Below are 18,691 nucleotides of genomic sequence, written 5' to 3' on the forward strand. Positions count from 1 at the left end.
TTTCATCCGTTGATGCATCGAAACATCCGCTAGGATTGAAGAAAGGGAAAGGGCAGTCCCTAGGTTACCAAGTGCCAGGCGGTAATGAAAATTGCGGCAAGGCCCATAGCGTATCCCGCCGAACGCAAGCCGAAAGTTCCAGTAAGATAGAACAACGTGAAGACCAACCGTCCTGCGATCATCAGCCAAGCGGCAATCTGTGTGAACGAGTTCGTCTTATCCAAGGCAATAACCAGCCCCATCAGCGGGACATAGATCAGCATGGCTTCGGCATGGTTTTGAACGGTCCGGGCAAAACGGCCTTGCATGACGCTTTTCTCAAGCGGTTCATCGCGACTGCCCAACCCCCACCGCAATCCTTGAGTCGCGGGGACCAAGCCGCCTTGAACCATTGTGATGGCCAGCAGAATGAACGACAACACTGCGATCGACCACATTTCTATCGACATAGATACCTCCCTCGAAATCAGATGAAGTAACTACAGAAAATGTAGTTAGTAGTCAATTTGCGAACGAACGATTATGGAGCCTCTATGGACAGACATGACATCCCACTTTGTCCGATTTCGCGTACGGCGGTCTTCTTGGGTTCCAAGTGGACTGCACAGATTATGCGCGAAATGCTTCGCCATAAGCGCAGGCGCTTTCAGGACTTGCAAGATGCGCTGGTTGGGATCGCGCCCAATACGCTATCGCACAGGCTCAAGCTTCTGGAACAATCTGCTATTCTCGAACGTGAGTTCTATGAGAACAACCCGCCTCGGGCAGAATATGTGCTGACCGAAAAGGGAGCAGCCATGGGCAAAATACTCGCCGCGATGCACGAATGGGGCGAGAAATACGAATAATCTTTAGGGATGCGACGAGGTTGTTAGTCCCTCGCTTAAATACCGCCGGGCGTAAAATCCAAGCCATTGGTTGCGAGGCCATCGGTGAGGCTATCGACCGCGCTCTTCACCGTTTCCGCATCGGTTGAACGGATCACGAAATTCGCGCCCACTCGGCCTTCGCGGAAGAACGGATAAGAACCAATCTGGCAATTCTCATGCGCCTCTTCGACTTCGCGAAGCAGGGCTGCGACCTCGCTTTCAGCCGTCCAGCAACCCACTGTTTCCGAGATCAGCGGCGCGCCGCCTTCAAGCTGGCCGGTGAGCGCATCGAGCATCCCTGCTGCGATGTGCGGGACGCCAGCCATAACGAAAATATTGCCGTGACGAATACCGGGTGCGCCTGATTTCTCATTGCGGATAAGCTCAGCCCCATCAGGCACACGCGCCATGCGAAGGCGGCCTTCATTCAGTCCTCCGCGGCCCGAATAATATCCTTCGAGGATAGAGCGCGCCTCCGGGTGGATCACCACCTCCACGCCCAAGGCTTTGGCAATGGCATCGACTGTGATGTCATCATGGGTTGGGCCAATGCCGCCGGTGGTGAACAGGTAATCGTTTTCTGCGCGAAGAGCGTTCACGGCCGCGACGATTCTTTCCTCGTCATCGGCCACCACGCGCACTTCGGCCAAGCGAATGCCCTGCACCTGAAGCCAGGTCGCGATTTGCCCGATGTTCTTGTCATGGGTGCGGCCCGACAGGATCTCGTCACCGATAATGACGAGCCCTGCGGTCCAGATTTTTTCAGCAGAAGTCATAGGCGTGAGGTAAGCGAAACTGTCCCTAACGCAAAGCCTCTTTCGTCACTCTGCTGCCTCAAGTTGCTCGTCCGCCTGCCTTGCGTTGGCACCAGCTTTCGAAAACACCAGAATCCCGTCATCGACCGGATCATTCATCATGCGTTTCTTGTCGACCACATATTCCTGATTCAGTCGCCAGGGGTACTCGGTCGCATTCTTGGGATTGATGTCCTTGGCCCGCTCAAGATAGCCGCTGGAATAATCGCCGAATATGTCTTCATCGACGATATTGGCCTTTATCTCTGGGGTCATGACCGGGTTGACCACATCGGCCCCGCGGCGGCGCATTTCGTTGAGAACGCGGCACACATAATCGGAATTGATGTCGGCCCGCAGCGTCCAGCTGGCGTTGATGTAACCGAACACGACAGCAAGGTTGGGAAGGTCGGAATACATACAGCCTTTGTAGTAATAGCGCTTCGAGAAATCGACAGGTTCGTCATTGACGCTGACCGCGATCTTACCCGCGATGGCGAGCTTGAGGCCGGTGGCGGTCACAATGATGTCTGCTTCAAGGAACTTGCCCGATTTCAAGCGGATCCCGTTCTTTTCGAACGCCTCAATGTGATCGGTCACGATGTCGGCTTTGCCCGATTTCATCGCTTTGAACAGATCGTCGTCCGGCACGAGGCAAAGGCGCTGCTCCCACGGGTTGTAAGGCGGGGTAAAGGTCGCTTTGTCATAGCCCGGGCCAAGCGCCTTCTCGATACCTTTGTAAAGCGCCTTTTTAACTCTCTCAGGCTTGTTGCGGGCGGCTTTGAAGGAAAGATCCTGCAGCTTGATGTTCTTGAACCGCGTGATCGCATAGGCGACGCGGTCAGGCAGGATCTTGCGCAGGAAGTTGGCGATGCCATCCTTGGCCGAACGCGCAAACATCCAAGTGGGCGTGCGCTGAAGCATGGTGACCTTTGCTGCCTTGTCCGCCATGGATGGAACGATCGTTACAGCGGTTGCACCAGAGCCGATCACGACCACCTTTTTGCCGGTGTAATCGAGGTCGTCCGGCCAAAATTGCGGGTGGACAACTTCGCCTTCGAATGCGCCCAACTCAAAACCTGCATCATGCGGATTGTCGTAGTCGTAATAGCCCGAACCCAGATAGAGGAAGTTGGCGGTCATATGCTTGCGCGAACCGTCATCCAATTCCATCTCGACGTGCCAGCGCGCTTCGTCTTCGCGGAAATTGGCGCTGATGACCTTGTGGCCAAAGCGGATGTGCTTGCGAATATCGCGATCATCGACAATTTTGTTGAGATATTCGAGAATGGCAGGTGCATCAGCGATGCTTTTTTCATGCCGCCAAGGCTCAAACTCAAAGCCAAGTGTGTGCATATCGCTGTCAGAACGGATGCCGGGATAGCGGAACAAATCCCACGTCCCGCCCAGATTTTCGCGTCGCTCCACGATGGCATAGCTATGATTGGGCGACTTCATTTGCATATGCGCAGCCATGCCGATGCCGGAAATGCCCGCGCCAACGATAAGGACGTCAAAGTCAGCTGGTGTTGCTAGCATAGGTTTTCTCTCTCTCCAGTTGGCGCAATCTAACCACACACCATAATCAAAAGCGAGTCATCATTGCAAAAAGCAACTGACTTTGGGTTGCGTGCAGTCTGGCGAAAGCGCTAGGCGCTGGGCTCATGAAAACCCTGTTACGGCTCAGCGCCTGTTCCATCCTTGCTCTGTCACTCCCCGCCACCGCTTTGGCGCAGGAGGATGAAAAAAGTGGCGAGATCATCGTCACAGGCGAAGGGCTGCAGCCTGCTCTTTCAACGATTGTCTATTCCTCGACCACCATTGAGCGCGAGGCGATTGTCTCGACCGGATCGGGGCGGTTGGAAGACGTTTTGTCCAATGTCGCAGGGTTCCAGCAATTCCGCCGTTCGGACAGCCGTTCGTCCAATCCGACCGCGCAAGGGGTAACGCTGCGCGCGCTGGGCGGCAATGCGACGAGCCGGGCGCTCGTGCTTTTGGACGGAGTGCCGATTGCCGATCCGTTCTTTGGCTATATCCCCCTGTCAGCGATTGCGCCTGAGACGCTGTCGAGCATTCGGGTCACGCGCGGGGGCGGTTCGGGTCCGTTTGGCGCGGGCGCTTTGGCGGGCACGATCGAGCTTGAGAGCGCAGGGCCACAGGTGCTTGGGCGCGCGGCGGCGAGCCTTTTGATCAATGACCGCGAGGAGACAGAGGCAAGCGCAGCCATAACGCAAGACCTTGGCGCAGGCTTTGCGGTGGTAAGCGGACGATGGGACCGGGGGCAGGGGTTCTTTACCGCTCCGCAAGAGCAGCGCGTGCCCGCAAGCGCGCGCGCCGCTTTCGACAGCTGGCAAGTCGGGCTTCGCGCAGTCGCACCGATTACACCCGATATCGAACTGCACGCCCGGGCGAGCGCCTTTAGCGATGACCGCACGCTTCGTTTTGAAGGCGCGGATTCGAACCATCAGGGGCAGGATGCGAGCCTGAGGGTCGTTGGCCGGGGCGATTGGGCGTTTGACGCGCTCGCCTATGTTCAGGCGCGCAATTTCAACAATATCATCATCAGCTCGACCCGCTTTGTGCCTGTGCTCGATCAGCGCGACACACCCTCAACCGGGCTTGGCGCAAAGTTCGAGCTGCGCCCGCCGGTTGCAGAGGGGCATGAGCTCAGGATCGGGGCCGATTACCGCCGCGCGGACGGCGAGCTTCAGGAAGATGCGTTCAGCGCCTTTACCGGAAGTTTGCGCGAGAGCCGGCGCGCAGGCGGAGTGAACACCAACCTAGGCCTGTTTGTCGAGGACGATTGGTCGATTGGCCCGCTGGTGCTCAATGGCGGTCTTCGCGCAGACTACACGCAAATCGAGGATGGTTTTTTCCGTGCTTTCAATCCTGCGGGCGCTGTGGTGAGCGAGAGCCTTGCTCCTGATCGCAGCGATTGGGCGGTGAGCTGGCGCTTTGGCGGTTCGATTGCAGCAGCGCGCGGGCTCGATGTAAGAGCGGCGGCCTACACCGGGATGCGCCTGCCGACACTGAACGAGCTTTACCGCCCCTTCGTGGTCTTCCCCGTTGTGACACAGGCCAATGCCGCGCTTGAAAACGAGCGGCTGGAGGGCTTTGAGCTGGGCTTCGATTGGAGCCTGTCGCGCGATGTATTCGTTTCGCTGACCGCGTTTGACAACCGGGTGAAAAACGCAATTGCCAATGTGACGCTGGAGCCAAACCTGCGCCAGCGGCAGAACCTGCCAGCGATTGATGCGAAAGGGATTGAGGCAGGGCTCGCCGCCAAGTTCGGCAGTGTCAGCTTTGATGCCTCGCTTGCCTACACCGATGCAACAATCGACGGGGAAGGGGCCTCGATTGCGCTTGATGGCAATCGACCGCCGCAAACGCCCAAATTCTCAGCCTCGGCAACGCTTGGCTGGGAACCTGCGGAAGGCGTGCGCCTGTCTGGCACGCTGCGCCATGTGAGTGCGCAGTTCGAGGATGATCAGGAGACAGACGTCCTGCCCGCTGCCACCACGCTCAACCTGTTTGTGCAAGCGCGCGTGACGGATGAAATCTCGCTCGTCGCGCGGGCCGAAAACCTGTTTGATGAAACGATCGTCACCCGTAATTCAGGCGGCGCGATTGATCTTGGTGTGCCGAGAACCATGTGGCTGGGGGTGCGGCTGGACCTTTAGCACCATCTTGGCCCGGCAAGGCCGTCTGAAACAAAATTAGGCCTTTTTGCGCAAAACCGCATTAATGCTGCGTTGCAGCGTAAAATGTGGCATATTTGCATCACACTTACGTTAACTTGCTCAAGTCTCTTGGCAGGGGAAAAAGCGCTGATAGTCTCCATCCTCAGGGAACCGTACTGACAAAAAAGTCAGGCGGAAGTGGAGAGAGAGAATATGACACGTAAGCTTGCGGCTTATGCCGCCGGCCTGATGGCCTGCAGTTCATTTACAGTTCCAGCATTTGCTCAAGACAATGAGCCGCTCGCCGCGCCAGAGGCGGATGATGGCGTCATCATCGTGACCGCGACACGGCGGGCGCAAGACGTTCAGGACATTCCTATCGCTGTGACGGCGATCTCGCCACAAGCGCTCGACAACCAGGGCGTTGACAACATTCAGGAAGTGACTTCGCTGGCGCCGAGCTTCACCTCATCGCAGGCGCAGCTTGCATCGGGTTCTGTCGTGCTGCGTGTTCGCGGTGTTGGTACAACCTCCAACAACATCGGTTTTGAAAGCGCGGTCGGGATCTTCATCGACGGCGCATATCAATCGCGTCCCGGCGTCGCATTGAGCGAATTTGTTGATATTGAACGGGTCGAAGTTCTGCGCGGTCCCCAAGGCACTCTGTTTGGCCGCAACACCTCTGCTGGTGCGCTTAACATCGTAACCAAGCGTCCTGAGCTCGATACCTTCGGTGGCTTCGTCAACGCAGGCTATGGCAATTTTGACGAGATCAGCCTTCAAGGCGCGATCAACGTGCCTCTCGTTGAGGATACGCTCGCGCTGCGGGTCACAGGTGCTTATCGCGAACGTGATGGCTTTATCACGCTGGTCGATGGCGATGGTGTTGCGTTCGACGATTCCAACGACGTTGACCAATATATGGTCCGTGCCCAGCTCGGCTTCGAAACCGAAAGCGGACTGCGTGGGCGATTGATCGGTGACTTTTCCAACAGCCAGTCGAGCTGCTGTAGCCCGATCCAACTGTATGAGGCGCCGATCGTAACCGGCGGCGCATTCGCTGCAATTGGTCGCGATCCGGCAGGCGGGAACGGCCAGCCTGTTACTTCAACCAATCCGTTTGGTCAGAGCGAGTTTGAAGATGCTCTCGACAACCGTATCGCGGCTGCCAATTTCGCGCCGGTCGCCGATATCGATAACTATGGCTTCACTGGCGAGATTGAATTTCCGATCTCGGACAATGCCGACCTGATCTTCATCGGTTCCTATCGTAAATATGAAAGCTTCGAGAATTACGATACCGATTTTACCGCGCTTGATATCTTCAATGTTGATGCGCTTGAACTCGATCTTGAAACCTGGACTGCGGAACTGCGGCTGCAGGGCGAGGCGTTTGATGGGAAACTGAATTACATTTTCGGTGCCTATTATTCCGATGAAACCATCGACCAATCATCGAGCTTTTCGCTGGGTGACGATTACGAAGCGAACTTCGCTGCCGCTTTCCTTGGCGGTGCCTTTGGCCCGACCCCGTTCCAGCTCCTCACTGGCGCTACGCCAGGTGTCGGCCCGGTCAGCCCTGCCGGCACGTCCAACACCAACCGGTTCCAGCAGGACGCGAAAAGCTATTCGCTATTCACAAATAACACCTTTGAAATCACCGACGGGCTCAACCTGACACTTGGCGCGCGGTATTCGTGGGAGGATAAGTCGGGTGGCTTCACGCAAACGGCTGTGAATAACGACATTTGTCCAGCGACACTTGCGTCGCTGGGCACATTGCCTGCTCTTTTCCCGGCGGGCACTCCGGCTGAAACGATCACGGCAACAAGCAATGCGTTCTTCGGGCTCGGCTGCTTTGGTTTTACAGCACCAGCAGACCTTCCGGCATCAGCCGTTTTGCCGCTGGTTCGCACTTTCCAGACTGACTTTAACGATGAAGAGCTCATCTACACTGTCAATCTGGGCTACGAATTCGCTGCTCCGGTGAATGTGTATGCAAGCTTTACGCATGGTTATAAATCGGGCGGGATCAACCTTGATACGACCGCTGCTGTTGGTGGGGCTGACCCCAGCTTCCTTTCGGAAGAAGTCGATGCCTATGAAGTGGGCTTGAAGAGCCGCCTGATCGACAATGCGGTAACCCTTAACATCGCTGCCTTCTATGAGGAGTTTTCAAACTTCCAGGTTCTCGAATTCACGGGAACGGCGTTCCAGACCTTCAATGTGCCGAAAGCTGAATCTCGCGGCGTCGAGCTTGAGTCGCTAATCAAGCCTCACCCTGAGTTGACTTTCAACCTGTCGGGCACCGTGCTCAAAGCGAGCTATCCTGATGATTGTGCCGGCACCCAAACGGCGCCGCAGGTTGTGTCGCTGTGCGGCTATGACCTGACCAACGCACCGCAATTCGTTGCGATCATGGGCGGGCTTTGGGAAAAACCGATCAATGATACGACCGAGTTTTTCCTTTCGGGTCAAATTCGCATGGAAGGTGACCAGCGCACCTCGACACAGGCAATCGTGCCACCCAGCGCGGCACAGATTGCTGCGGTGGGTGCAGATGCGGCCGTCGCAGCGCAGCCACTCATCATCGGTGACGTTCAGGACGGCAAAGCCTTCGTGAACCTGCGTGCTGGTCTGCGGTTTGCAGACGGCGCCTATTCGATTGAGGGCTTCGTCAACAACCTCACTGACGAGGTGGTCCGCGGGGTCACGTTTAACACCACCCTTCGCAACACTGGCGCAACGAATGCTCGTTCAGCCTTCTCGCTTCAGCCGCGCACCTATGGTGTGGTGGTTCGCGCCAAGTTCTAAGCGCGATTACAAGCAAACAAAAAAGGGCCGCCCGGACAAACCGGGCGGCCTTTTTTGTTACGCAACGCCCAGTCTGAGAAGTCCTTGGCAGCGTTCGAGCGCAAAGAAAAAGGCGCCGCAAATCAATGCGACGCCTTTCTTAAGTTTGGAATTGAGTGCGATCTCACATCGACCTTGCGATCAGCATCTTCATCACCTCATTCGAACCGCCAAAGATCCGCGTGATGCGGCTGTCGCGGTACATTTTGGCGATGGGGTATTCATTGATGTAGCCAGCGCCGCCATGCAACTGGAGGCATTTGTCGACGACTTCGCCTTGCAGCTCAGTGCACCAGTATTTCGCCATGCTCGCGGTTGCGACATCAAGCTCGCCTTTGAGAAGCTTTGCAATGCAATCATTGACGAACACCCGCGCCGCTGTGCCGCGCGCTTTGAGATCGGCGAGCACGAATTGGGTGTTCTGGAAGTCCCAGATGGTCTGACCGAAAGCCTTGCGGCTCTTCACATAATCGACCGTGGTATCAAGCGCTTTCTCGATCCCCGTGCACGCGCCCATGGCAATGACGAGGCGCTCCTGAGGAAGCTCACCCATCAGCTGGTAAAAGCCTTTGCCTTCAACGCCGCCAAGCACGTTTTCGGCTGGCACAAAGACATTGTCGAAGAAAAGCTCCGATGTGTCGGCTGCATCAAGCCCGATCTTGTCGAGTTTCTTGCCGCGCTCAAACCCTTCAGCGCCTTCGGTTTCGAGCAGCATCAAGGAGATGCCCTTGGCGCGCTCATTCGGGTCGGTCTTGGCGACGACGACGATGAAGTCAGCCGTTTGGCCGTTTGAAATATAGGTCTTGGCCCCGTTGATGCGGTAGCCATTGCCGTCTTTAAGCGCGGTCGTGGTGATCGACTGAAGGTCGGAGCCGACGCCCGGCTCAGTCATGGCAATCGCGCTGACGAGTTCGCCGGTGACGAGCTTGGGAAGATATTTCTGCTTTTGCTCCTCGGTACCGTGACGCACGAGGTAGGGCAGGATGATGGTGTTGTGCAAGCTCGCTGCAAAGCCATCGACATCGTGCTTCGATTGCTGGTCGATGACGACCATATCGTGGCGAAAATCGCCGCCGTGGCCGCCATATTCGACCGGGACCGAAACGCCAAGAAGGCCCGCCTGGCCTGCTTCGTTCCAAAACTCGCGCTCCACCTGACCCTCATCGCGCCATTTCTGGACGCGTTTTTGGGGGGCGTGTTGCTGATAGAATTTGCCCACGGCATCAGCGAAGATTGCGATCTCTTCGTCTTCCATGAATTCGGGCTGTGGCACGTCAATGACGGGCATATCTCTCTCTCCTAAAATCCCGCTAAGTTACGAAGGAGCGCGTGCGAAAGACGCGCTCCCCAAGATCACTTGCCCTTCCAATTGGGCGCGCGTTTTTCTGCAAAGGCGGCTGCGCCCTCGCGCGCGTCTTCGGAGACGAACACAGGTGCAATCAGCTTGCCCTGACGGTCGTAACGCTCATCCATGGGCCAGCCGCGCGATTCCTTGATGATCTGCTTGGATACGCGAACCGCAAGCGGGCCGTTGGCCACGATCTTGGCAGCGAGTTCCTTCGCGCCCTCAAGCGCGGAGCCTTCGGTCACCGTGTTGATAAGGCCGAGCTCATAGGCGCGGGCAGCGTCGATGAAATCACCGGTCAAAGCAAGCTCCATCGCGATCCGCTCAGGGATCTGGTCAGGCAGCATCATCACCCCGCCAGCCGCCGCCACAAGGCCGCGCTTTGCCTCAGGGATGCCGAATTTCGCGCCCGCATTGGCCACCACAAGGTCGCACGCGATCATCAGCTCAAGACCGCCAGCAAGCGCGTATCCCTCGACCGCTGCGATCAAAGGCTTTGCAGGAGGGGCTTGCACAACGCCGCCAAAGCCGCGTCCCTCAACGCTGGGACTTTCGCCGCGAAGGAAGCCTTTCAAATCCATGCCTGAGCAGAATGTGCCGCCGGCCCCTGTCAGAATGCCGACGCGCAGATCATCTTCTGCGTCAAGGCGATCCATCGCCGCCGCAATCGCTTCGGAGGCGGCCTTGGTCATGGCGTTTTTGGCTTCGGGACGGTTGATCGTGACGATCAGCACGCCATTGTCGACTTCGGTAAGAACTTCTTCGCTCACAGGTACTCTCTCCCTTTGGACACCTCGTGGTGCCATAATTGGCATTTCAAATTGAAACTCAATTCTTGTGTAAGGAGTGCAGACGCTTTACGCACCCGTCAACCGCATTTTTTGCAAAAGACAAAACCAAGGGAAGAGAGAGAATGGCACAGGCATATATCATCGACGCAGTGCGCACACCGCGCGGGATCGGCAAACAGGGCAAAGGCGCGCTTGCTGCATCCCACCCGCAGCATCTGGCGGCAACGGTTCTGAAAGCCATCGCCGAGCGAAACAGCCTAGACACCTCGACAGTCGATGATGTGATCTGGTCGGTGTCGACCCAGGACGGAATGCAGGCAGGCGACCTTGGCCGGATGGCTGCACTTGATGCGGGCTATGACATCACCTCGTCCGGCACCACGCTCGACCGTTTCTGCGGCGGCGGTATCACCTCGGTCAGCCTTGCAGCCGCGCAGGTGATGAGCGGGATGGAAGATTGCGTGGTTGCCGGCGGCACAGAGATGATGAGCCTTACCTCGGCCATGAGCCAGGAAAAGATGAAAGCAGGGCTCAAACCGCCGATGATGGGCAGCTATAACGAGCGCCTTCAGGCCAAGCATCCGCAAAGCCATCAGGGCATTTGCGGCGATGCGATTGCGACCATCGAGGGCTTCACCCGCGAGGAGTTGGACGAGGTGGGCGTGCGCTCTCAGGAACGCGCAGCGGTCGCGATTGCCGAAGGGCGCTTTGACAAATCCGTCGTTCCGGTCCTCGATGATGATGGCAATGTCATCCTCGATCGTGAAGAATATCCGCGCCCCGGCACAACCAAGGAATCGCTGGCAGAGCTCCAGCCTGCTTTCACCAAGATCGCCGATGTTCCGCTCGATGCAAAAGGCACGACGTTCCGTGGCCTCATCAACCAGAAGTATCCGGACGTCGAAATCCAGCACTTCCACCACGCGGGCAACTCTTCGGGCGTTGTCGATGGCGCGGCTGCTGTGCTCATCGCGTCTAAGGACTATGCGCAAAAGCATGGCCTCAAACCGCGCGCGCGCATCGTGCAGACCGCCAACATGGGCGATGATCCCACGCTGATGCTCAACGCGCCTGTGCCAGCGGCGAAGAAAGTGCTTGAGAAGGCAGGGCTTACCAAGGACGATATCGACCTTTGGGAAATCAACGAAGCCTTCGCAGTGGTCGCGGCCAAGTTTGTCAAAGACCTCGAGCTTGATTGGGACAAGGTCAACGTCAACGGCGGCTCGATTGCTCTTGGCCACCCCATCGGCGCAACCGGCTCGATCCTCATCGGCACCATGGTCGATGAGCTTGAGCGTCAGGGCAAGAAACGCGGCCTTGTCACCATGTGTGCAGCCGGCGGCATGGCCCCTGCGATCATCATCGAGCGCGTCGACGATTTCGTCGACTAAGGGCGCGGTTCGATGATTGCTGACGACACCCCCGTCATCATCGGGGTTGGCCAGTTTTCGCACAAGGTCACTGACCCGGACTATACGCCCCTTTCCTATGCGGATCTGGGCGGCCGGGCTTTGGCCGAGGCGATTTCTGACACCTCGGCTTCAGGCGGCACTCAGGCGGTCGCAGACGCGATCAACGCGCTCGCTGTGATCCGCGCCTTCGAAATGTCGCGTGCTGATCGCAAACCCCCTTTTGGCGCGCCTGACAACGTCCCTGCCGCCTTTGCAGCGCGCGTGGCAGCAAACCCTGAGCGCCTCATCCTCTCGCCCACCGGCGGGCAGACCAACCAGCAGATGCTGGGCGAATTTGCCGCCGATATTGCCGAGGGAAGGATCGAATGTGCCGCGATTGTCGGGGCAGAGGCGATTTCGACAGTCCTTGCCTTAAGCGCCAAGGGTGAGGCACCCGACTGGTCCGAGCAGCGCGGGGGCGAATGCGAAGACCGGGGGCTTGGGGTGGAAGGCCTGATGGAGATGGAGCTGTTTGCGCATGGCGCAACCGGCGCGATCCCGCTTTATGCGCTTGCCGAAAACGCGCGGCGGGCAAAGCTTGGGCTCAGCCTTGAGGAATATCGCCTTAGGATCGGCGAATTGTTCGAGCCCTTCACGCGCGTGGCGGCAGAAAACCCTCACGCTGCCGCTCCGCAAGAGCGCAGCGCCGAGGAACTTGCTACGATCACCGCGCGTAACCGCATTGTCGCAGAACCCTACACCCGCATGACCGTGGCGCGCGATCAGGTGAACCAGGCCGCCGCCATCATCATCGCCAGTGCCAGCAAAGCGCGCGCGCTGGGTGTGCCGGAAAGCCAGTGGGTGCACATCCATTCGGTCACCTCTGCAAGCGAGCTCAAGCTGATCGAACGCCCCGCGCTCGAAGCCAATCCGGCCTCTATCGCCAGCGTCGAAGCGGCGCTTGAAATGGCGCACACGGGCCTTGGCGAGATCGACTTTCTCGATTTCTATTCGTGCTTTGCGATCCCGGTGTTCAATCAGTGCGACCACTTTGGCCTTGCGATTGACGATCCGCGCGGGCTCACGCTCACCGGCGGGCTGCCGTTCTTTGGCGGGGCGGGCAACAATTACTCGGCCCATGCCATTTGCGAAGCGGTGGCGCGGGTGCGGGCCAATCCGGGCAAGACGGCCCTGGTGGGCGCGAATGGCGGTTGGATGAGCAAATATTCGACCGGCATCTATTCCACCACGCCTGCCGACTGGTCCGATCCAGCCACGCGCGTGAGGGCGCTTGCCAAAGCGAGCAACGGCGTGCCGGTGTGCAAGGGCGATTTCAGCGAGGCATTGGTCGAAACCTACACCATCAACCGCAACAAGGGCGGTGATGTGGCGGTCTTTATCGGGCGCACACCCGAAGGCGAGCGGGTGGCGGGCAATGCCGATCTGAGCGATGAGCCAACGCGCGCGCTGTTTGAAGGCGGGGAGCCTTTTGGCGAGCGCCTGACCGTGACCCGCGATGGGCAGGGCCGCAATATCGGGCGGCTCGCCTAAACCAGCCACTTTCCCAGCCGGGGGCCTGTTGTGATCTTGAACCGTTCCAACGAGCGGGCGAGGGGCGCTGCCCTTTGACAAATCGTGCCTCTGTCGCTAGATAGTTTCAAACGAAACTAAATTTCGTTGATTCCTGCGCTACGGCAGTGTTTCATCAACTAAAGGTATTGGCACATGACCCTTCAAGAGCCCCTCCACCCCGGTGACTTGTTCGCAAACCCCGCTGGCCTCGACGGCTTTGAATTCGTCGAATTCTCCGCGCCTGAGAAAGGTATGCTGGAGCCTGTGTTTGAGAGCATGGGCTTTACCCACATCGCCAACCACCGTTCGAAAGACGTGGCATTGTGGCGTCAGGGCGGGATCAACTTGATCGTGAATTATGAGCCAAAGTCCGCCGCATGGTACTTCGCACGCGAACACGGCCCGGGCGCGTGTGGCATGGCCTTCCGCGTGCGCAATGCAGCCAAAGCCTATACCCATGTGCTTGAACAAGGCGCAGAGCCGGTCGCTAATGCGCCTGGCCCGATGGAACTCAGCATCCCCGCAATCCGCGGCATCGGCGGCTCGATCCTCTACTTCGTTGATCGCTATGCGGATGAGGCGGGCGAGGGCCTGTCGATCTACGACATCGATTTTGAATATCTCCCCGGCGTCGACAAGCACCCGGAAGGCTGCGGCTTCAAGTTGATCGATCACCTCACTCACAACGTCTATGGCGGACGCATGGCCTATTGGGCCGACTTCTACGAAAAGCTCTTCAACTTCCAGGAAATCCGCTATTTCGACATCAAGGGCGAGTACACCGGCCTCACTTCCAAAGCGTTGACCGCGCCCGATGGCAAGATCCGCATCCCGCTCAATGAAGAGGGCGAAAATGGCAAGGGCCAGATCGAGGAGTACCTGCGCGAATACAATGGCGAAGGCATCCAGCACATCGCGCTGATCTGTGACGATATTGTGGCCGCATGGGACAAGCTCAAGGAGCACGGCGTGCCCTTCATGACCGCGCCGCCAGAGACATATTACGAGATGCTGTCCGCGCGTCTTCCCGGCCACGGTCAGGACGAGAGCGCGCTCAAATCACGCGGCATTCTGCTCGACGGCACGACCGAAGGTGGAAGCCCGCGCCTCCTCCTCCAGATCTTCGCAGAGCCGCGCATTGGCCCTGTGTTCTTCGAATTCATTCAGCGCGTGGGCGATTACAAGGATGGCTTTGGCGAAGGCAATTTCAAGGCGTTGTTTGAAAGCATCGAGCGCGACCAGATTGCGCGCGGCGTGCTGAACGCTGAGGAGCCTGCCCAATGACGCACGGAGCGAGCCATCCTGTGAAACTGGGCGGGGTTCACCACACGGCATTGCGCTGCAAGGATGCCAAGGAAACCGTCGAGTGGTACGCCCGCGTGCTCGGCATGGAGTACACCACTGCGTTCGCCGAGGATCATGTGCCCTCAACCGGTGAGTATGACCCTTATATGCACGTCTTCCTCGATGCAGGGAACGGCAACATCCTCGCCTTCTTCGAGCTGCCTAATCAGCCCGACATGGGCCGCGATGAAAACACGCCGGCATGGGTCCAGCATTTTGCGTTCAAAGTGGGCTCGGAAGAGGAATTGCTCGCTGCCAAAGCCCATATCGAAGGCGAGGGCGTGGATGTGCTTGGCCCGACCCACCACGGTATCTTCAAGTCGATCTATTTCTTCGACCCCAACGGGCACCGCGTGGAACTTGCCGCCGATATTGGCACCGAGGAGCAATACGCAGAATTGAAGCGGGTGGCGCCGGTCATGCTCGAAGAATGGAGCAAGACGAAAACCGCCCCGCGCCATGCCGACTGGCTACACGAGATCGCGCGCAAGGAACACGGCAACGCCTAAAGCGGGCATCACCAAGACAAGGAAAAAGGGGCGCGAAGGTCAAACCTGCGCGCCCCTTTTTTGTGTGTTCTGAGTGGGACTTAGAACGAGCCCGAGACACCCACGAAGAAGAAGCGACCACGCGGACCAACCGGACGGATCAGACTGCCAAGGAATGGCTTGCGATCTGTAAGGTTGTTCACGCCGCCGAAAACCTGAATGTCGTCAGTGACATCGTAGCTCACGTTGATGTTGTGCTCCAACGCGCTGCCCGTCTTGAACTGAGATGCGTCAAGGAGGCCCTCGTTCTGGTTCACAACCACAGCGCCATTCTCGATAGAAGCGACAAAGCTTGCCGAGTTCGGCCGTTGGAAGGACGAGTCAACGTAACGCCCGGTCCAACCGATGTTCAGGCGGTCGAGGTCCCAATTGATGCCAAAATTGATGATAACATCTGGAACACCGATCACATTGAGAAGGTCGCTAACGAGCGCTTGGTCTGCAATTTGCAGCTCTTGCTCTAATGGATCCTCAATTCCGGCGATGATCTCCCCAATGACAGGATCGCTTTCAGTAGAACGCTCAAGGAAGTACGTCCCCGTGGCGCTCAAGCGGAAGGTCCCCCAATCGCCGTTCCCGAACGGAGCGTCGAAGGTGTAACGTGCTTCAAAGTCGACACCGCGCGCGCGCAGAACGGCGAGGTTGATATTGCCGGACGTAAACCCGGAAATCGCACCGCCGTTGTTCGGATCACGTTGAATGTTGTCACAGAACTGGTTGTCCGTTGAAGGAAGGTCAACACACGCAGCTGCGATTTGCGCACCAGTAAGTGTGCCCACAGCGTCTGTGATCTCGATGTCGTAATAGTCGGCAATGACGACCAAGTTATCGAGAGCGCCGCCGAGGATGCCCCGAGGCTCGAAGATACCACCGATAGTGAAACTGTCGGAGGTTTCCTCGATCAGGTTGGGGTTACCACCTGTCGTCCCTGTCACAAAAGCTGTCAGGAAGTCGGATGAATCGAACCCGTCGATAGGATTGTTTGCGTCAACAGCAACGAATTCTGCGCAGTTTTGAAGGCGGTTGTTCGACCCTTCATTGCCGGCCAGTGCGTTGTTATCACAAGGGTCAGCGTCCACGCCGATGAAGGCTGGGCCTTGCGGTGCGAACAGTTCACCAATGTTTGGCGCCCGGATAGCACGCGAATATGTGCCGCGAAGTGTAAACCAGTCCACCGGCTTGTACGTGCCGCCGAAAGAATAGGTCTTTGTCGTGCCGATGGTATTGTAATCGGAATAGCGGCCAGACGCCGTTACCTCGAGATACTCAATGCCGGGAAGTCCTTCGAGGAGCGGGAAGCGAAGCTCGCCAAACCCTTCTTTGACAGAGATGCCTTGCCCGTCGGTGGGCGAGATGTTGATAATCGCCGATGTGTTACCCACCACATTGCCTTCGATGCGCTTGAAGGAATCAGGCACGAAGTTCGAAGTGTCGCGGCGATATTCAAAACCGGTTGCAAAACCAATTGGACCACCTGGCAACTCAAAGAGATTGCCCGTGTCGCCTGATACGACGGCCAGGAATTGCTGCTGCTCGATCACCGTGCGGTCCGTGAGGTCAACGAACGCAAAGTCGCGGCCTGCGCCCTGGATCGCTTGCGAACCAAGGATGTTGATAGGCGCACAGCGACCATCGCCGATTTGGAAGGTCACCGGACGGGTCAGATCGTTTTCATCGAGGGGCGGGCCACCAACGAACAGGGCCGCCGGTGAACGCTCACCGGTAAGCTCGGCGCGGCAGACGATGTCGCCCACTTGTGCAGAGCTGCCAGTGATCTGAATGTCCTGACCGTTGCGGATTGCATTGAGGTTAGGGACACCAGCGTCGATATCAGCCTGCGTCAGGGCAACAGCGTCGATAGCGGTGAAATACCGGTCATTGATACGCGCGCCAACATCGATGCTGTCAACTTCCGTGCGGCCCCACGCATAGGACACCTCGAACTTGACATTATCGGTGATGTCGCCGCGGAAGCCACCGGTGGCCCGGATGGTTGACCGCTCAACTGCAGAACCAGAACCGGTTTCCGAACCAAGGTTATCGCGCGCAACAAAAATACTAGGCGTGGAGTTGGGATCGAGGGCATCCACAATCGCGATCTGATCGACCAGCGCCTGCGGCAGGAACGGGTTGTCGAGAGCGATTGGAATATCGTCCGAGAATGGAATGCCGTTGATGCTGTTCGATTCGGTGTAGGCGAATTTCGCATCTGCGAAGAATTCGATTCCTTCAGTGATCTCATAGTCAACACCAGCAGCAGCGACCACACGGGTGATCTCTGGAATCAGCGTTTGGCCCAAAGCCGTCTCACCAATCGGGATGCCATCGCCGCCAATAGCGTTAAATGCGCCGGTCGAAATGCCAGGATTGAACGCACGCAATTCACCCGTCACCGGGTCGATGACTTGGAGCACTGGAATGTCGGTACCGTCAATTGTTGGGATCGTGCCAGTGCGCCCGTCAAAATCGGTCACGAACGAAAGCAGAGCACCGAAGGGAAACGCAAACGGTGTCGGGTCAAGAGCAATGGTAGAGCCGGGGCTCGAAACCGGAAGCGTGCGGTTCGGGAAGAACGCATTTCGCGTGCCAGGAGCGAGGCCAAGGATTTCGTTGGCAAATTCGCTAGAGCCGTTGAACGAAGAAAAGCCAGGTCCCGCAATATCAGGGCGATCACTGTTAAGGACTGCGGTTGAGTGGGAATATTCAAGCGCAAAGACTGCGCTGCCGCGACCTTCGGCAAATTCACCGCCGCCTGCGACTGACAGGAAGTATTCCTCAGCATCGCCTTCATCGCTAATCCCTGTTTGAGCGCGATATTCGATGCCATCAAAATCGCGACCGTCGCGCGTGATGAAGTTCACAACGCCCGAAACAGCGTCTGCACCGTAAACCGCCGATGCACCGCCGGTCAGCACTTCAACGCTGCCGATCAAGGCTTGTGGGATCGTGGCTACGTCGACTGTAGCCGTGCCTGCGAAACCTGGAACATGACGACGGCCATCCTGTAGCACCAGCGTCCGGGCCGTGCCCAGTTGGCGAAGGTTAAGCGTACTTGCGCCGGTAACATCACCACCATCAGCGCTGTCGAGCGTTGCTGGCAATGCGCCCTGCAGTGCAGGAATGTCGCGAAGTGTTTCGGTTATATCGATTTGACCGGAATCCCGGAATTCTTCAGCGGTCACAACCTGAACCGGGCTGGCAAGAGCGGTGGTTGAATCGGTAGCAATACGCGAGCCGGTTACGACGATTTGGTTGTCGGTATTTTCCTCACCGGAATTGCCTGTCACTTCCTGAGCAGAAGCAGCGAAAGGCATCGCGCTTGCCGCTGCGAGCAGCAGGGCCTGGGAGGATATTTTGAGAGGTTTCATAGCGGGTCCCTTGTTGTTGTGGGCAAAGTTGGACAATGCTCAGGCCGCTTGTGTCAAGAATGCACCAGATGAAACCGACCAATTTCCGTCATAATTTGCAGTATTGTTGCAGCAAAGGCACATATTGCTCATGCAG

At 57.6% G+C, this 18,691-nt stretch carries 13 protein-coding genes; 7 read left to right on the plus strand and 6 right to left on the minus strand.

What is annotated here, in order from left to right; all coding sequences use genetic code 11:
- Positions 1 to 59: 59 nt before the first annotated feature.
- Positions 60 to 449: an MAPEG family protein gene (locus INR77_RS03605; protein WP_223072565.1), complete on the minus strand. Its 390-nt coding sequence runs from the start codon at positions 447 to 449 to the stop codon at positions 60 to 62.
- Between the two features lie 84 nt (positions 450 to 533).
- On the opposite strand from INR77_RS03605, the gene INR77_RS03610 reads away from it, so the two are divergent.
- The gene (locus INR77_RS03610) at positions 534 to 848 is read left to right on the plus strand and encodes a helix-turn-helix domain-containing protein (RefSeq protein ID WP_223072566.1); all 315 of its coding nucleotides are present in this window, start codon (positions 534 to 536) and stop codon (positions 846 to 848) included.
- Between the two features lie 35 nt (positions 849 to 883).
- Here INR77_RS03610 and INR77_RS03615 read toward each other — a convergent pair whose 3' ends face one another.
- Positions 884 to 1,645 carry a molybdopterin-binding protein gene (locus tag INR77_RS03615; RefSeq protein WP_223072567.1) on the minus strand — a complete coding sequence of 254 codons (762 nt, stop codon included), beginning with the start codon at positions 1,643 to 1,645 and terminating at the stop codon, positions 884 to 886.
- Positions 1,646 to 1,690: 45 nt separating this feature from the next.
- A complete protein-coding gene (locus INR77_RS03620) occupies positions 1,691 to 3,202 on the minus strand; it encodes an NAD(P)/FAD-dependent oxidoreductase (protein WP_223072568.1) in 1,512 nt (503 codons plus the stop codon).
- A gap of 125 nt (positions 3,203 to 3,327) precedes the next feature.
- Between INR77_RS03620 and INR77_RS03625 the strand changes: the two genes are divergently transcribed.
- Positions 3,328 to 5,343: a TonB-dependent receptor gene (locus INR77_RS03625; RefSeq protein ID WP_223072569.1), complete on the plus strand. Its 2,016-nt coding sequence runs from the start codon at positions 3,328 to 3,330 to the stop codon at positions 5,341 to 5,343.
- A gap of 213 nt (positions 5,344 to 5,556) precedes the next feature.
- Complete coding sequence (locus tag INR77_RS03630; RefSeq protein ID WP_255573911.1) at positions 5,557 to 8,157, plus strand: TonB-dependent receptor; 2,601 nt, start codon at positions 5,557 to 5,559, stop codon at positions 8,155 to 8,157.
- Between the two features lie 163 nt (positions 8,158 to 8,320).
- On the opposite strand, the gene INR77_RS03635 is transcribed toward INR77_RS03630, so the two are convergent.
- Positions 8,321 to 9,484 carry an acyl-CoA dehydrogenase family protein gene (locus INR77_RS03635; protein WP_223072570.1) on the minus strand — a complete coding sequence of 388 codons (1,164 nt, stop codon included), beginning with the start codon at positions 9,482 to 9,484 and terminating at the stop codon, positions 8,321 to 8,323.
- A gap of 65 nt (positions 9,485 to 9,549) precedes the next feature.
- Positions 9,550 to 10,311 carry a crotonase/enoyl-CoA hydratase family protein gene (locus tag INR77_RS03640; protein WP_255573912.1) on the minus strand — a complete coding sequence of 254 codons (762 nt, stop codon included), beginning with the start codon at positions 10,309 to 10,311 and terminating at the stop codon, positions 9,550 to 9,552.
- Positions 10,312 to 10,454: 143 nt separating this feature from the next.
- Between INR77_RS03640 and INR77_RS03645 the strand changes: the two genes are divergently transcribed.
- The 4 genes from INR77_RS03645 (at position 10,455) to INR77_RS03660 (ending at position 15,148) form a co-directional block, all read left to right on the plus strand.
- Complete coding sequence (locus INR77_RS03645) at positions 10,455 to 11,723, plus strand: acetyl-CoA C-acetyltransferase (protein WP_223072572.1); 1,269 nt, start codon at positions 10,455 to 10,457, stop codon at positions 11,721 to 11,723.
- Between the two features lie 12 nt (positions 11,724 to 11,735).
- On the plus strand, positions 11,736 to 13,274 hold the full coding sequence (locus INR77_RS03650) for an acetyl-CoA acetyltransferase (RefSeq protein WP_223072573.1): 1,539 nt from the start codon (positions 11,736 to 11,738) through the stop codon (positions 13,272 to 13,274).
- Between the two features lie 174 nt (positions 13,275 to 13,448).
- Positions 13,449 to 14,579: a 4-hydroxyphenylpyruvate dioxygenase gene (hppD, locus tag INR77_RS03655; RefSeq protein WP_223072574.1), complete on the plus strand. Its 1,131-nt coding sequence runs from the start codon at positions 13,449 to 13,451 to the stop codon at positions 14,577 to 14,579.
- The gene (locus INR77_RS03660; RefSeq protein WP_223072575.1) at positions 14,576 to 15,148 is read left to right on the plus strand and encodes a VOC family protein; all 573 of its coding nucleotides are present in this window, start codon (positions 14,576 to 14,578) and stop codon (positions 15,146 to 15,148) included. Before hppD ends, INR77_RS03660 begins: the two co-directional genes overlap by 4 nt.
- Before the next feature lie 80 nt (positions 15,149 to 15,228).
- Here INR77_RS03660 and INR77_RS03665 read toward each other — a convergent pair whose 3' ends face one another.
- The gene (locus tag INR77_RS03665) at positions 15,229 to 18,555 is read right to left on the minus strand and encodes a TonB-dependent receptor domain-containing protein (protein WP_223072576.1); all 3,327 of its coding nucleotides are present in this window, start codon (positions 18,553 to 18,555) and stop codon (positions 15,229 to 15,231) included.
- Between the last annotated feature and the right edge of the window lie 136 nt (positions 18,556 to 18,691).

Origin of the sequence: Erythrobacter sp. SCSIO 43205 (assembly GCF_019904235.1) — a bacterium.
GTDB lineage: Bacteria > Pseudomonadota > Alphaproteobacteria > Sphingomonadales > Sphingomonadaceae > Erythrobacter.